General features: G+C 54.5%; 13 protein-coding genes. 12 read left to right on the forward strand and 1 reads right to left on the reverse strand.

Translation table 11 applies throughout. The features are described 5' to 3' along the window. The first annotated feature begins 262 nt into the window (after positions 1 to 262). From leuA to ACWAU4_RS02085, 10 genes are all read left to right on the forward strand, one after another. Entirely contained in the window at positions 263 to 1,831 is a 1,569-nt protein-coding gene (gene leuA / locus ACWAU4_RS02040; protein ID WP_025888145.1) for a 2-isopropylmalate synthase, read from the forward strand. Beyond that, positions 1,828 to 2,922 carry a 3-isopropylmalate dehydrogenase gene (gene leuB, locus ACWAU4_RS02045; RefSeq protein ID WP_045283625.1) on the forward strand — a complete coding sequence of 365 codons (1,095 nt, stop codon included), beginning with the start codon at positions 1,828 to 1,830 and terminating at the stop codon, positions 2,920 to 2,922. Before leuA ends, leuB begins: the two co-directional genes overlap by 4 nt. Beyond that, entirely contained in the window at positions 2,922 to 4,331 is a 1,410-nt protein-coding gene (gene leuC, locus ACWAU4_RS02050; protein ID WP_044733536.1) for a 3-isopropylmalate dehydratase large subunit, read from the forward strand. Before leuB ends, leuC begins: the two co-directional genes overlap by 1 nt. Before the next feature lies 1 nt (position 4,332). Then, positions 4,333 to 4,938, forward strand: coding sequence for a 3-isopropylmalate dehydratase small subunit (gene leuD, locus ACWAU4_RS02055; RefSeq protein WP_454290435.1), 606 nt, complete (start codon positions 4,333 to 4,335; stop codon positions 4,936 to 4,938). Between the two features lie 508 nt (positions 4,939 to 5,446). Continuing rightward, positions 5,447 to 6,793 (forward strand): outer membrane protein transport protein, encoded by a 1,347-nt coding sequence (locus tag ACWAU4_RS02060; protein ID WP_028781118.1) that lies wholly within the window; start codon positions 5,447 to 5,449, stop codon positions 6,791 to 6,793. Positions 6,794 to 7,037: 244 nt separating this feature from the next. Further along, the gene (locus ACWAU4_RS02065) at positions 7,038 to 7,508 is read left to right on the forward strand and encodes a nuclear transport factor 2 family protein (protein ID WP_454290436.1); all 471 of its coding nucleotides are present in this window, start codon (positions 7,038 to 7,040) and stop codon (positions 7,506 to 7,508) included. 26 nt (positions 7,509 to 7,534) lie between these two features. Then, on the forward strand, positions 7,535 to 9,040 hold the full coding sequence (glpK, locus tag ACWAU4_RS02070; protein ID WP_044733540.1) for a glycerol kinase GlpK: 1,506 nt from the start codon (positions 7,535 to 7,537) through the stop codon (positions 9,038 to 9,040). A gap of 89 nt (positions 9,041 to 9,129) precedes the next feature. Continuing rightward, entirely contained in the window at positions 9,130 to 9,843 is a 714-nt protein-coding gene (locus ACWAU4_RS02075; protein ID WP_208142418.1) for an NUDIX hydrolase, read from the forward strand. A gap of 152 nt (positions 9,844 to 9,995) precedes the next feature. Next, entirely contained in the window at positions 9,996 to 10,862 is an 867-nt protein-coding gene (prs, locus tag ACWAU4_RS02080; protein ID WP_045283635.1) for a ribose-phosphate diphosphokinase, read from the forward strand. 12 nt (positions 10,863 to 10,874) lie between these two features. After that, positions 10,875 to 12,455: a nicotinate phosphoribosyltransferase gene (locus ACWAU4_RS02085; protein WP_454290437.1), complete on the forward strand. Its 1,581-nt coding sequence runs from the start codon at positions 10,875 to 10,877 to the stop codon at positions 12,453 to 12,455. Between the two features lie 31 nt (positions 12,456 to 12,486). Here the strand turns inward: ACWAU4_RS02085 and ACWAU4_RS02090 are convergent, their stop codons facing one another. Beyond that, the gene (locus ACWAU4_RS02090) at positions 12,487 to 12,786 is read right to left on the reverse strand and encodes a hypothetical protein (RefSeq protein WP_025010884.1); all 300 of its coding nucleotides are present in this window, start codon (positions 12,784 to 12,786) and stop codon (positions 12,487 to 12,489) included. A gap of 602 nt (positions 12,787 to 13,388) precedes the next feature. Between ACWAU4_RS02090 and mraZ the strand changes: the two genes are divergently transcribed. Further along, on the forward strand, positions 13,389 to 13,847 hold the full coding sequence (gene mraZ, locus ACWAU4_RS02095; RefSeq protein ID WP_025010885.1) for a division/cell wall cluster transcriptional repressor MraZ: 459 nt from the start codon (positions 13,389 to 13,391) through the stop codon (positions 13,845 to 13,847). A gap of 29 nt (positions 13,848 to 13,876) precedes the next feature. Beyond that, complete coding sequence (rsmH, locus tag ACWAU4_RS02100; protein ID WP_025010886.1) at positions 13,877 to 14,818, forward strand: 16S rRNA (cytosine(1402)-N(4))-methyltransferase RsmH; 942 nt, start codon at positions 13,877 to 13,879, stop codon at positions 14,816 to 14,818. Position 14,819 lies beyond the last annotated feature (1 nt).

Raw genomic sequence — 14,819 nt, forward strand, 5'->3', positions numbered from 1 at the left:
GCAGTTAATTATTGAACTTCTTGAACCCGGTGGGAAGAATATAAACCCACTTTAAACGAATTTTTATCTGGTATAGAACGGCTAAATGAACCCACAAATGCAACTGTCTCTCCTCCTCCTTACTCTCGCAGTCCCTGCGCGGAGGAGCTAGACTTGCACGTCGATTAGCAAGCCAGAACTCAAAACCCCGCGCCAGAAACCGCGGGGTTTTTTGTTTCTGGCATGGGAAAAATCAATCGAAACCCCTGAATGGAGAATCCAGATGTCTGACAGAGTGTTTATTTTCGATACCACCTTACGGGACGGCGAGCAGGCGCTGGCAGCCAGCCTGACAGTGAAAGAAAAACTGCAGATAGCCATGGCTCTCGAGCGCCTGGGGGTCGACATCATGGAGGTGGGGTTCCCGGTTTCCTCTCCCGGCGACTTTGAATCGGTACAGACCATAGCCCGTACCATCAAAAACAGCCGGGTCTGCGCCCTGTCGCGGGCACTGGAGAAAGATATCGACGCTGCGGCCCAGGCCTTGTCGGTCGCAGATCAGTTCCGCATTCATACCTTCATTTCAACCTCAAATATCCATGTGCAGAGCAAGCTGAAGCGCTCCTTCGACCAGGTGCTGGAGATGGCGGTAGGGGCAGTGAAGTATGCCAGGCGTTTTACCGATGATGTGGAGTTTTCCTGCGAAGACGCCGGCCGGACTCCGATAGATAATCTGTGTCGCATGGTTGAGGCGGCCATCGAAGCCGGTGCCCGCACCATCAATATTCCGGACACAGTGGGCTATACCATTCCCAGCGAGTTCGGCGGCATTATTCAAACTCTGTTCAACCGGGTGCCCAATATCGATCAGGCGGTGATCTCTGTGCACTGCCATGACGATTTGGGGTTGTCGGTCGCCAACTCCATCATGGCGGTGCAACAGGGGGCCCGGCAGATTGAGTGTACAATCAACGGCATAGGTGAAAGAGCAGGGAACTGCTCACTGGAAGAGATTGCCATGATCCTGGCGACCCGCAAGGACATTCTGGGGCTGGAGACAGGCATCAAGGCTCAGGAAATTCACCGCACCTCCTCCATGGTGAGCCAGTTATGCAATATGCCGATCCAGGCCAACAAGGCGATAGTGGGCGCCAATGCCTTTACCCATTCATCCGGTATCCATCAAGACGGCATGTTAAAGGCGCAAAACACCTATGAAATCATGACACCTGAGAGCATAGGCCTGAATCGCAATCACCTGAATATGACCTCTCGCTCCGGCCGCCATGTGATCAAGCATCGAATGGAGCAGATGGGTTATTCAGAGCAGGATTATTCATTGGACCAACTGTACGACGCCTTCCTGAAACTGGCCGACAAGAAGGGTCAGGTGTTCGACTATGACCTGGAAGCCTTGGTGTATATGGAGGGCCGGGCGGCGGCCGACGACCACTTCCAGTTGCAGCAGCTGGTGGTGCAATCCGACTCTACTGAGGGCATGGCCACCGCCACTGTACGTATTGAAGCCGCCGGTGAGGTAGTGACCGAAGCCGCCACCGGCAATGGCCCTGTGGATGCCGCCTATAAGGCGATAGCCCGTGCCAGCGGCCAGAGCGTAGATATCTGCAGTTATAAGTTGAGCGCCAAAGGCGAAGGCCAGAATGCGCTGGGGCAGGTGGATATCACGGCTCAGTACCAGGGGCGCAATTTCCACGGTGTCGGCTTGGCTACCGATGTGGTCGAGGCTTCGGCCGCGGCCCTGGTGCATGTGATGAACCTTATTCAGCGCGCCGACCAGGTGGCGGATCATAAACAGAAAATACAACAGAGAAAGGAGTTGGGTGGCGTATGAGTTATCAGATAGCGGTATTGGCCGGCGACGGCATAGGCCCGGAAGTCATGGCCCAGGCCCGTAAGGTGCTGACGGCGGTAGAGCAACGCTTTGGTCTGGCAATGGAGTACGCCGAATATGATGTCGGCGGCATAGCGATAGATAACCATGGCTGCCCGTTGCCGGCATCGACCCTGGCCGGCTGTGAAGCGGCGGATGCAATCCTGTTCGGCTCGGTAGGCGGCCCCAAATGGGAAAAACTGCCTCCCAATGAACAGCCCGAGCGCGGCGCGCTGTTGCCGCTGAGGGGCCATTTCGGCTTATTCAGTAACCTCAGACCGGCCAAGTTACATCAGGGGCTGGAACATTTGTCGCCGCTGCGCGCCGATATCTCGGCCAAAGGGTTTGATGTGCTGTGCGTGCGTGAACTGACCGGCGGTATCTACTTTGGCAAACCCAAGGGGCGTCAGGGGGAGGGCGAGAGCGAAGAGGCGTTTGACACCATGAGATACAGCCGCGCCGAAATCCGCCGTATCGCCCATATCGCCTTCGAGGCCGCCCGCGGCCGCCGCGGTAAGGTGACTTCGGTCGACAAGGCCAACGTGCTGGCCTGCTCGGTACTTTGGCGTGAAGTGGTCGAGCAGGTCGCGGGCGAGTACCCGGATGTGGAACTGGAACATATCTATATCGACAATGCCACCATGCAACTGCTGCGTCGCCCCTGGGATTTTGATGTGATGCTGTGCTCCAACCTGTTCGGCGACATACTTTCCGATGAAATCGCCATGTTGACCGGCTCCATGGGGCTGTTGTCATCGGCTTCCATCAACAGCAGTGGTTTTGGTCTCTATGAACCGGCCGGTGGCAGTGCCCCGGATATTGCCGGCAAGGGGATTGCCAACCCGGTAGCGCAGATCTTGTCGGCGGCCTTGATGTTGCGCCACAGCCTGCAGCAGGAAGAGGCGGCGGCAGCGATAGAGCGCGCCGTAGGCAAGGCGCTGGCAGATGGCTTCTTTACCTGTGAGTTGCTGGCGCCGGAGCAGCGGAATAATGCCAAGACCACGGCAGAGATGGGCGACTATATCGCCAATGCGATTCGGGAGGGGGTGTAATGGGCAAGACATTGTATGAAAAGGTGTGGGATGCCCACCTGGTGGCGACGCCGGCGGGGGAAGCACCGATTATTTACGTCGACCGTCATCTGGTGCACGAGGTGACCTCGCCCCAGGCCTTCAGTGGCCTGAAGATGGCCGGGCGCACACTTCGGGCACCGGATAAGACCTTTGCCACCATGGATCACAACACCTCGACGAAGAGCGCCAGTCTGGACGCCTTGAGCCCCATGGCGCGCACTCAGGTTGAAACCCTGGCACAGAACTGTCGCGAATTTGGTGTGCGTCTGTATGACATTCACCACCCCAATCAGGGCATAGTGCATGTGATGGGGCCTGAGCTGGGCATTACCCTGCCGGGTACGGTTATTGTCTGTGGCGATTCCCATACCGCTACCCACGGTGCCTTTGGCGCGCTGGCCTTTGGTATTGGCACCTCAGAGGTAGAGCATGTGCTGGCCACCCAAACGCTGCGGCAGCTCAAGGCCAAGACCATGAGAGTTGAGGTCAAGGGGCAACTGGGTGAGGGCATTACCGCCAAGGATGTGGTACTGGCGATTATCGGCAAGATAGGTATGGATGGCGGCACCGGCTATGTGGTGGAGTTTTGCGGTGATGCGATTCGCGCCCTGTCGATGGAGGGGCGCATGACGCTGTGCAACATGGCGATTGAGATGGGTGCCAAGGCCGGCATGGTCGCGCCGGATGAAACCACGTTCGCCTATCTTGAGGGACGTCAGTTTGCGCCCAAGGGCGCCGATTGGGATGCCGCCCTGGCAGCCTGGAAGACGCTCAAGTCCGATGAAGATGCCATCTTCGATGCCTATGTGGAGTTGGAAGGCAGTGAAATCGCGCCGCAACTGACCTGGGGCACGAATCCGGGCCAGGTGGTGGCCATAGATAAACCTGTGCCCAACCCCGCCGAAGAGGCCGATGCCACAGTGCGTGGCAGTATGGAAAAGGCGCTGAATTACATAGGTTTGACGCCGGGCACCCTGATGACGGATGTGGCTATCAACAAGGTCTTTATCGGTTCATGCACCAATTCGCGCATCGAAGATCTGCGTAGCGCCGCGGCGCAGATCCGTGGTCGGCGGGTGGCTGACGGCGTGACCGCCATAGTGGTGCCGGGCTCGGGACAAGTAAAGGCTCAGGCCGAAGCCGAAGGCTTGGATAAACTATTTGTCGAGGCCGGGTTTGAATGGCGTTTGCCGGGCTGCTCCATGTGCCTGGCGATGAATGATGATCGCCTGGAAAGCGGCGATCGCTGCGCCTCAACCAGTAACCGCAACTTTGAGGGGCGGCAGGGACGCGGCAGTCGTACCCATCTGGTGAGTCCTGCCATGGCAGCCGCCGCAGCTATTGCCGGTCACTTTGTCGATATCCGCCACGCAGGCCAGGAGAAATAAAATGCAGGCTTTTACTATTCATCAGGGAATTGCGGTGCCATTGGATAGCGCCAATGTGGATACGGATCAGATCATCCCCAAACAGTTTCTATCCAAGGTCACCAAGGACGGCTTCGGTGTCCATCTCTTTCACGACTGGCGCTACCTGGACGATGCCGGTGAGCAGCCGAATCCTGCTTTTGTGATGAACCAGCCCAGATATCAGGGAGCCTCTATTTTACTGGCGCGGGAAAACTTTGGTTGTGGCTCCAGCCGTGAACACGCGCCTTGGGCCCTGGCCGACTATGGTTTGCGGGTGATTATTGCGCCCAGCTTTGCCGATATCTTTTACGGCAACGCCATCAATAATGGGTTATTGCCGGTGATCCTTGAGGCTGCTGAGGTGCAGCAGTTGTTTGACGAGGTAACGGCGACCGAAGGCAGTGAAATCAAAGTCGACCTGCAGCAGTGCCTGGTCGTTTCACCATCCGGGAAACGCTTTGCATTTCAACTGGCTGAATCTGCCCGTCATAAGCTGCTCAATGGATTGGATGCCATCGGCCTGACTCTGTCCCATGAGCAGGCCATCGCCGATTATGAAGCCGTGCTGCCGGGCTGGCGCGCCTAATCCCGTCTGTTATTTCAGCGCACACTTGTACAAGAGCAGACCAGTAGCTTGGTAACTGGTCTGCTCTCTTGTGTTCAAAACAAGCATGTTGACTGTAGTTGCCTATAATTTATTTTTTAAAAACATTTGGTTATAGGTTTTGCTCATAGGGAGGTAGACTGCAACTTTGAATGCTTAGTGATTTATGCTGTTTGTCTGACTTAAATTAAGTGAACAAGTGTTTTTATGGTTACTTGATGATTTATAGTTATTTTTCAAGTTAATAGTTTTTGTTTCCTTTTGGATTTCAATTCTTTTCAGCAAACATCAATGCCGTTTCCTCTCTGTTTTAAGCACCTATAGCGTGACTTGTGTCACTTTTGTGTCTTTCTTTGTTGATTTTTGTGGTTGTTTATCCTGTTTTTTGCTTGATGCTTGCAAAGATATTCTGTGTCAGTAAACTGCGCCGCAACAAAATGGAGTTATTACTCTATTCAGAAATTGCTAAATAAACAGACAGAGAATAACAATGAAGAAACAACTTATTGCTGTCGCCATTGCGGCCAGCTTTGTGGGAGCAACGACTCAGGTTCAAGCAGCTGGTTTCCAACTGGCAGAATCTTCAGCGACCGGACTTGGACGTGCCTTCGCCGGTGAAGCGGCCATGGCCGATAACCCTGCGGCTCAGGGGCGTAACCCTGCCATGCTCAGCTATCTTGAAGGTCGGCAGATCTCTGCCGGTGCTATCTATGTGATGCCGGAAGTTGACGCCTTGGGTCAGGTTTCGTTGGCGTCGCCTTTATTGCCTCAGGCCATGACCATGAATGCCGATGCATTGGATGTGGCTGACAACGCTTTAGTGCCTAACTTCTATTACTCCAACCAGCTCAACGACAGCTGGACTTGGGGTTTGGCACTGAACTCCAACTATGGTTTGTCTACCGAACTGCCGGCCGCCCATGCTGCCTCCATTTTTGGTAACAAGACAGCGGTGACTACTGTAGAGCTGAACACCAATATTGCTTACCGCATTGATGAGCACTTCACTGTGGGTGCCGGTCTGCGCGGTGTGTATGGTGACGGTGAGATAGGCGCATCTGTTCCTGGCTGGATAGAAGGTGTTCGTGCTATCCCTGGCTTGCCGGCAGAGGTGACTTCTCGTCTGCCTGCCGCCGGCACCGAGCTCAAGCATCTGGAAGGTGATGACTTTGGTTATGGTTGGCAGCTAGGTGCCAGCTGGCAGATCAATGCTAATCACCGCCTGGGTATCGCCTATCACAGCCGGGTTGAGCTGGATCTGGACGGCCAGGCCCGTGGCGCCCTTTATACCGGCGGTACAGCCGAGGTTGAAGGCTACCTGCCATTGGAGCTGCCGGCATTTGCCGAGCTGGCTTCTTACCATCAGTTGACTGAGAACTGGGCGATGCACGCCAGCATCAACTGGACCGACTGGAGTGTGTTCAACAAGCTGGTGGCTTATTTCCCTGGTGAGCAGAAGCCTATTGGCGGCCTGGAATCCGATCTGGTGAAGGAAGAAAACTTCAAAGACAACTGGCGCTTTGCTCTGGGTACCAGCTACCAGCTGAACAACGAGTGGTTGTTGCGTGCCGGTGTGGCCTTGGATAAGACAGCGGTTGACGATGAATACCGTACTATCACTATTCCAGATACCGACCGTCTCTGGTTCAGTGTGGGTGCCGGTTATGCACCCAGCAAGAACCTGACAGTGGATCTGGGTCTGACCTATATCCGCGCCCACGGTGATGCCCCTATCAACGAGACTCAGGATCTGATGGGCCTGGCTCAGGTTGCCTTCCAGGGCGATGCCAGCGGCCACGTTTGGTTGGCGGGTCTGCAAGTGACCTACAAGATGTAATACCATTCCGGACAAGGAATGAGACAAGAGCCCCGCCAAGCGGGGCTTTTTCATATTAGGCCTAGTCTGGCTCAAGGCGGTGTTAAACTTGGCGCGGCTGCACTCAAGGCTGTTTAATCGCTGGTGGGAGCGAGCTCAGGGCTGTTTAATCGCTGGTAGGAGCGCGCTCAGGGCTGTTTTATACTTGGCGTGGCCGAGCTCAGGGCTTATATTCATGCTATTGCCAACAAAAAATAATAAGCCCATGAAATATCCATTCCTGTTTGCCAGTACTATCTCACTGATTTCAATGCCGAGTTTGGCCGAGTCAGATCCTGTCAGTATGTTTATTCAAGGTTTCAATGAGCAAAAGATTGAGCTGATGTTGGCGCAAACCACGGAAGACGTGACTTGGTTTAATGTCAGCAGCACCAAGGTCGATCTGCAGGCTTCCGGGCATTCGGAATTGGGCGCGGCTATGACCGACTATTTTCAAACTTTGCCGGGGGCTAAGGCCAGTATTCTTGGCTCGCTGAGCTCGGGTAACTATGTCAGCACCCTGGAAAAGGTCAGCTGGCAGCAGGATGGCGAGCAAAATAGCCAATGTAATATGGGCGTTTATACCTTGAGGGGCGATAAGATTGCCGCTGTCTGGTATTACCCGGCGCAGGAGTGTGATATTCCCGAAGCGGAAATCGGCTTACCCCGAGGCGATCAGCCTTGGCAGCAAAATTAATTCAGCCAACCCAAGAAAGCTTTCACGTGCAAAAGAAATATATTATTGCCCTGGATCAGGGTACTACCAGCTCACGGGCGATTATTTTCGATCAACAGGCCAATATCGTGGCCGTCTCCCAGCGAGAGTTCAGTCAGCACTACCCGCAACCGGGTTGGGTCGAGCATGATCCCATGGAAATCTGGGCATCCCAGAGTTCGACACTGATAGAAGTCATTGCCCGCGCCGGGATCCACAGTGACGAAGTAGCGGCCATCGGCATTACCAATCAGCGGGAAACCACTGTCATCTGGGATAAGCTCACAGGTAAGCCGATTGCCAACGCCATTGTTTGGCAGTGTCGGCGCAGCAAGGAGATCTGTGAGCAGCTCAAGGCTGAGGGGCTGGAGGATTATGTCCGCGACAATACAGGTTTGTTGCTGGATCCCTATTTTTCGGCCACCAAGATTAAGTGGTTGCTGGATAATGTCGAGGGTGCCCGCGAGCGGGCCGAAAGAGGCGAGTTGCTCTTTGGTACTATCGACAGCTGGCTGGTATGGAAGCTGACCGAGGGCAAGGTGCATGTGACCGACCCCACCAATGCGTCGCGCACCATGCTCTACAACATTCATAAACAATGCTGGGATCAGACCCTGTTACAGGCGCTGGACATCCCTGCTTCGTTGTTGCCCGAGGTCAAGCCGTCGATGGCTGTTTATGGCACAACCCGGATTGCCGGTGAGGGCAGTGAAATTCTCATCGCCGGCATGGCCGGGGATCAGCAGGCGGCGCTGTTCGGCCAGCTGTGCGTCGAACCCGGCATGGCCAAGAATACCTATGGTACAGGTTGCTTTTTGCTGATGAACACAGGTGACAAGGCGGTGCGCTCAGAGCATGGGTTGCTGACAACTGTGGCTGTAGGCCCCAAGGGCGAGGTGCAATACGCGCTGGAAGGCTCGGTATTTATGGGCGGCGCGACCATACAGTGGCTGAGGGACGAATTGGGGCTTATTCGTGATGCCCAGGACACAGAGTACTTTGCCTCCAAGGTAGAAGATACCAATGGGGTTTATCTGGTGCCGGCATTTGTCGGGCTGGGAGCCCCTTATTGGGATGCCAACGCCCGCGGCTCTTTGCAAGGATTGACCCGCGGCGTAAACCGCAACCACATCATACGTGCGGCGCTGGAATCCATCGCCTATCAGAGCCGGGATCTGCTGGATGCCATGAGTAAAGACAGCGCTGTTGCACTCAAGCAGCTGAGGGTGGATGGCGGCGCCGTGAGTAACGACTTCCTGATGCAGTTTCAGGCCGATATCACAGATACTCAGGTACTGCGGCCGGCCTTGACCGAAACTACCGCCATGGGAGCGGCATTTTTGGCCGGTCTTGCCTGTGGTTTCTGGGACTCGGTGGAAGATCTTTCTCACCGGAGCGATGTTGAACGTTGTTTCGAGCCGGCCATGGATGAAGGACGGCGGGAGCTTTATTACCGCGGTTGGCAGAAGGCGGTGGACCGTTGTCGCCACTGGCATGAAACCGACGAACTGTGATGTGCCGGGTGGTTTCTTGTCGGCTGTTATTGTCTCCCATTGAATAGTGACTCAAAATAGTGCCCCAAAGACACCAACGTGAGCCCGCCATGACAGTGACGACCGAAGCCGAATATCTGGCGCAATACAATATCCATGATTATCCGCTGCCGTTGACCAGTGTCGACAGCGTGCTGCTCTGTGTGCGAGAAGGGCAATTGTGTGTGCTCTTGGTCAAGCGTTCCGGGTTTCCCTACAAAGGGATGTGGGCATTGCCGGGAGGCTTTATCGATCTGCAGCAGGATGAGGATATCGATGCTTCGGCCAAGCGCAAACTTAAGCAAAAGACCGGGATAGTGCCGCCCTACCTGGAGCAGTTACAGAGTATAGGCAATGGCAGCCGGGATCCCAGAGGCTGGTCGGTCACCATCAGCTATTATGCGCTGATGCCTCATCTTGAACCCGTCATGGAAGGTTCTGAAGAGAGCCGCTGGTTCAGCTTGCAGTCGCTGCCCGAACACTTGGCCTTTGATCACGCCGAGATCATAGCCTTGGCACAGGAGCGCTTACGCCAAAAGGCGCTTTACAGCCTGGTGGCGGCTTTTGCCCTGCCGGAATTGTTTACCCTGGCCGAGTTGCAGCGAGTGCATGAGGCCATCCTGGGCAAGCCACTGCAGAAGAAATCTTTCCGGCGGCGAATCGAGCAGGCCGGCGTGCTCGCCCCCTGTGGAGAGGGCCGGGTCGAAGTCGGTCGCCCACCCCAGCTCTACCGGGTATTGCCTGAAGCTGCCGATTATCGCTTTGTACGCAACCTGGAAGCTTGAAACTCCATTCGAGCTTCTTTGGTTTACCACTATCTTATCCATTATTTTAATTCTTCTTTTTAGATAAGTGTCCTTTTGACTCGAAATAAGCTTGACCGCTCCAAGTTGTTGCTTTAGATTAAGTGTCACTAAGACACTTAATGGTGAGCGATATGGATATCAGTATTGAGCTAGTAAACAAAGATGCGACCAGACAGGCTTTGACTGTTGAGCAATGGCGGTTTGCCGGTGGTGAGCAACATGTGCGTCTGGCAGGTTTTGATGGACAACAGGTACAGAGCGCGATTATCTGCGCCAGGTTGCAGAGCAGTGATGCCATCATGCAGCTGCTGCTGATCAAAGATGCTTTGGACCGCGCCGCCCCGGGCATTCAGGTTTCACTGCAACTTCCCTATTTCCCCTATGCCCGCCAAGACAGGGTTTGCGTCGCCGGTGAGGCCTTTTCCGCCGCCGTGATGGCGGGGTTGCTGCGAAATGCCGGCTTCAGCCAGATCCGCTGCTGGGATCTGCACTCGGCGGTCAGTGAGCAACTGCTGGAGGCCGAGCAGGTACATCAGGCGCAGCTGGTTTGTCAGTTTGCGCAGCTGAAGCAGTGGCTGCAAACCCACCAGGCGGCACTGCTGGCGCCGGACAAGGGCGCCAGCCACAAGATAGCCAAGGTTGCCGATGCGCTGAGTGCCGCCGGGATTGAGGCCGAAGTCTTTCAGGCCAGTAAACGCCGGGATCCGGCGACGGGCGCCATATTGGCATCCGAGTTGGACGCCGATGTTGCTGGTCGCAGTCTGCTGATCCTGGATGATATTTGCGACGGTGGCAGAACCTTTATCGAGCTGGCGCGGCTTTTGAAACAAAAAGGCGCCGCCCGAGTGGGACTCTATGTGACCCATGGCCTGTTTTCCCGCGGAATAGAGCCGCTGGAAGGCTTGATTGATGCCGTGTTTACCACAGATTCTGTGTGTCCATTGCATCCGTTTGAGTCGCAAATTGTCGAGCTGCACACCTTGAAACTGTTTGAATAAAAGGAGTTTATTATGAGTATCATCGCCCCCTCAATGCAGAAGGATGTCTACAAAGAGTTTCATGGTCGCGCCTATCATCCTCAGGTGACCGAGGTGTATGCCAACTTCACTTCCCGCAGCGGTCGCAATGCCAACATAGCAGACAATGACAAAGTCGCCTTTATTGGACTGCAGTATTTTATCAAGAGTTATTTGATGGAGGAGTGGGACAGCTTCTTTCGTCAGCCCAAGGCGCAGGCCGTGGCCGCCCATAAGCGCATACTCAGTGCCATGCTGGGGTACAGCGTCGATGTTTCTTATCTGGAAAAACTCCACGACCTTGGGTATTTACCGCTGAGGATCAAGGCGCTGGAAGAGGGTACTCTGGTGCCTTATCTGGTGCCGCCGTTGACCATAGTCAACACCCATCCGGATTTCCCCTGGTTGACCAACATGATAGAAACCGTGCTCAGTTGTGAAAACTGGCCGATACAAACCAGTGCCACCACGGCCGTTGCTTACCTGCGTACCTTTAAAGAGTTCGCCGATAAGACAGGCCTGCCCGCCGAGATGGTAGCGTTTCAGGGGCATGACTTCAGTTTTCGCGGCATGTTCGGTAAGCAGGCCGCTGCCATGAGTGGTTTTGGCCATTTGGCCAGCGGTTTTGTTGGAACCGACACCATTCCGGCGGTGCTGTTTGCCGAGAAGTACTATGGTGCCGATGTCGATAAGGAGTTGGTCGGCGCCTCAGTGGATGCCACCGAGCACTCGGTGACCTGTTCCTGGATCCTCGAAGGGGAGATCGCCTTCTTCCGTTATCTGATGCAGACCCAGTCTCCCAAGGGGATCCTCAGTGTGGTGTCCGATACCTGGGATTTCTGGACTCTGGTGACTCAATACTTACCTGAACTCAAGCAGGAGATCCTCGAGCGTGACGGCACCCTGGTGATCCGTCCCGATTCCGGCGACCCTGTGACCATTCTCAGCGGTTATAAGCTGGCGCCTGAAGCACTTATCCGCGAATGTGGCCTGGATGAAGCCTTGCAAAAGGCGGCCGATAGCGGTTATGAGGCGATAAGTTGGCATGGTGAGTTTATCGATCTGCAGCGCCAAACCCTGATGGCCTGCGAGGTGAAGGGGCTTATCGAGTGCCTGTGGGACATTTTTGGTGGCACCTTGACCGACAAGGGTTACAAGTTATTGGATAACCATGTGGGTGCCATTTATGGCGATGCCATCACGCTCGAGCGCCAACGACAAATACTGCAGCGTTTGATGGATAAAGGTTTTGCTTCCAAAGTCGTGCTGGGGATTGGCTCATACAGCTATCAATATGTCACCCGAGATACCCATGGCTCGGCAGTCAAGGCGACCCACGTGATAAAAGACGGCGAGCCGCTGGCGATTTTCAAGGCGCCCAAGACAGATAGCCAAAAGCGTTCCGCCAAGGGGCTACTGCAAGTGGTTATGCAAGACGGGGAGCTGGTGCTGAGAGACGATGTTTCGGTGACTGAAGAAGCCCAGGGGCTACTGCAAACCGTTTATGAGGATGGCAAACTACTTCGCGAAACCAATCTGGCCGAGATACGTCAGCGGGTGGCGGCGCAGTTATGAAGCCTTGATTCAATGACATTCACCGGCAGGGTCAGACATCGATATCTATGATCTGACCCTTGCCTTCTTCCTGCGCCCTGGACTCATCCCTTTCTTCATCTTCCTGGCGGCGGTTATGTTTACGCCGCTCGTGGGCAAAGCCTTTCTGCTCTTTGCGGCGATCAGCGACTTTTTCACGCTTGTCTATTTCGGGAGGCAGTTGCGATTGCGGGGCTTCGTGGCTGTCGGGTGCTATGGCGGAGCTGGTCTTGACCTGCTCCACTTCGCGTTTGGGCTGAAATACCGCCTTGACCGGGCGCGCCAACATGGCGTAAATGCTGTCCAATCCCATTAGAGTTCCCCGTGCCGGCGGCTTTTGCGCCGGTTAGATGCTTTAACTGTTAGCCTATTCTGTATCCTTTATCGGCCTGTTTAGCCTAAAAATTAGACTGAATTTATCCTTTGGGGTTCCGGCTGTATCAAAACAGTGCTGAAATCTTTGACTCAGGCTCTGAACACTATGTAGGAAAAGCCTGTCGCTCTGATATGGCAAGAAATTTTAGTTAACCATGATTTAACATTTAACCCTCAGATACAGCTGTAAGGTTGGCATAGTGGTTTATCCTGGCCGAGTTTTGCCGCCACAGAAGTTTGCACTGGATCGTACTCCTGAATGCCTAGATCCGGGAAACTTCTCCACAATCGTTTCTTTTCACTGTGAAAATCTCCCCTGTCAGTGTTGAAATTTTCCACTGCCAGGGGCCGTAGCACCACTTTTTGCCACTTGGAATTCGGCTGTTCAAAAAATGTTGTGACACGCTGCTAACCCGCTTGGTGACTGGCTTTATTCGAGTTTGCATTGCTTGACAATCCTTGTTGACTATCCCTAAACTTAGCATCTGTGGGAATTTGTGGATATTTGTGGATCTATTAACTGAGCAAGGATGAAACCAAGTGTTTTCCGGCGCAAGTGCTTTGAATCTGGATGCCAAGGGGCGGATCGCTATGCCAACGCGATACCGCGAGCCTCTGCATGCCGATCATCAAGGCAAGCTGGTAATCACCGTGGATATCCAATCTCCCTGCCTGTTGATCTATCCGATAAACGAATGGAACAAAGTCGCCGACAAGCTGCTCGGTCTGTCTGATTTTCAACCACAGGAGCGGGCGATGAAGCGCCTGATGTTGGGCTATGCCCAGGAATGTGAATTGGATGCCAACGGCCGGGTTTTGCTGACTCCGCCGCTCAGGCAATACGCTTCTTTGGAAAAGAAGACCATGTTGGTCGGGCAGTTGAACAAATTCGAACTCTGGGATGAGCAGGTCTGGCAGCAGCAGCTGGCCGACAGCCTGGAGATGATTAAGAGCCAGGGATTGACCGCCAGTGAGCGGCTGGCTGATTTCTCACTCTGATGAGTGAGACCAGATTAAAGAAGAGAGTGATGAGCCAAAACTTTGCCCACCTGTCTGTCCTGCTTCAAGAAACGGTAGACGGGCTCAATATCCGCCCAGATGGCATCTATATCGACGGCACTTTCGGTCGAGGCGGACACTCACGTCAGATCCTTTCCCGCCTGGGTGAACAGGGACGGCTGATTGCCATCGATAGAGACCCGGCGGCCATTGAAGCTGCCAAACAGTTTGCCGATGATCCGCGTTTCACCATAGTCCATGGCGGTTTTGGCCAGTTGGCCGACTATGTTGAGCAACTGGGGCTGGTGGGCAAGATAGACGGTGTCTTACTGGATCTCGGTGTGTCATCGCCGCAGCTGGACGATGCCGAACGAGGCTTTAGTTTTCTGCGTGATGGCCCACTGGATATGCGGATGGATAACAGCCAGGGTGAAACGGCAGCTCAATGGCTCGCCAGGGCCGAGGTCGAAGATATGGCCTGGGTGTTCAAGACCTATGGTGAAGAGAAAAATGCCCGCCATATCGCCCGTTGTATCGCCGCCGACCGTGATGAGAAGCCGTTTTTACGCACCAAAGATTTGGCCGGCTTGATCGAAAGGATCACCAAACATAAAGAGCGCAACAAGCATCCGGCAACCCGAGTGTTTCAGGCGATTCGCATCTATATCAACAGCGAGCTGGATCAGATAGATCAAGCACTGGAAGGGGCACTGCAAGTACTGGCGCCCAAGGGGCGGCTGTCGATCATCAGCTTCCATTCTCTTGAAGATCGCATGGTGAAGCGTTTTATCCGCCGTCACAGCAAAGGCGAGGAAGTGCCCTACGGTTTGCCGGTGACCGAGGCCGAGCTCAATCGCTCGCGGCAGCTGTTGCCCATAGGCAAGGCGATGAAACCGTCGGATGAAGAGATTGCCGTTAATGCCCGGGCCCGCAGTTCTGTACTCAGAATTGCCGAGCGTTTGCCTTACTGAG

It is taken from the genome of Shewanella sp. FeAMO, from assembly GCF_053653955.1.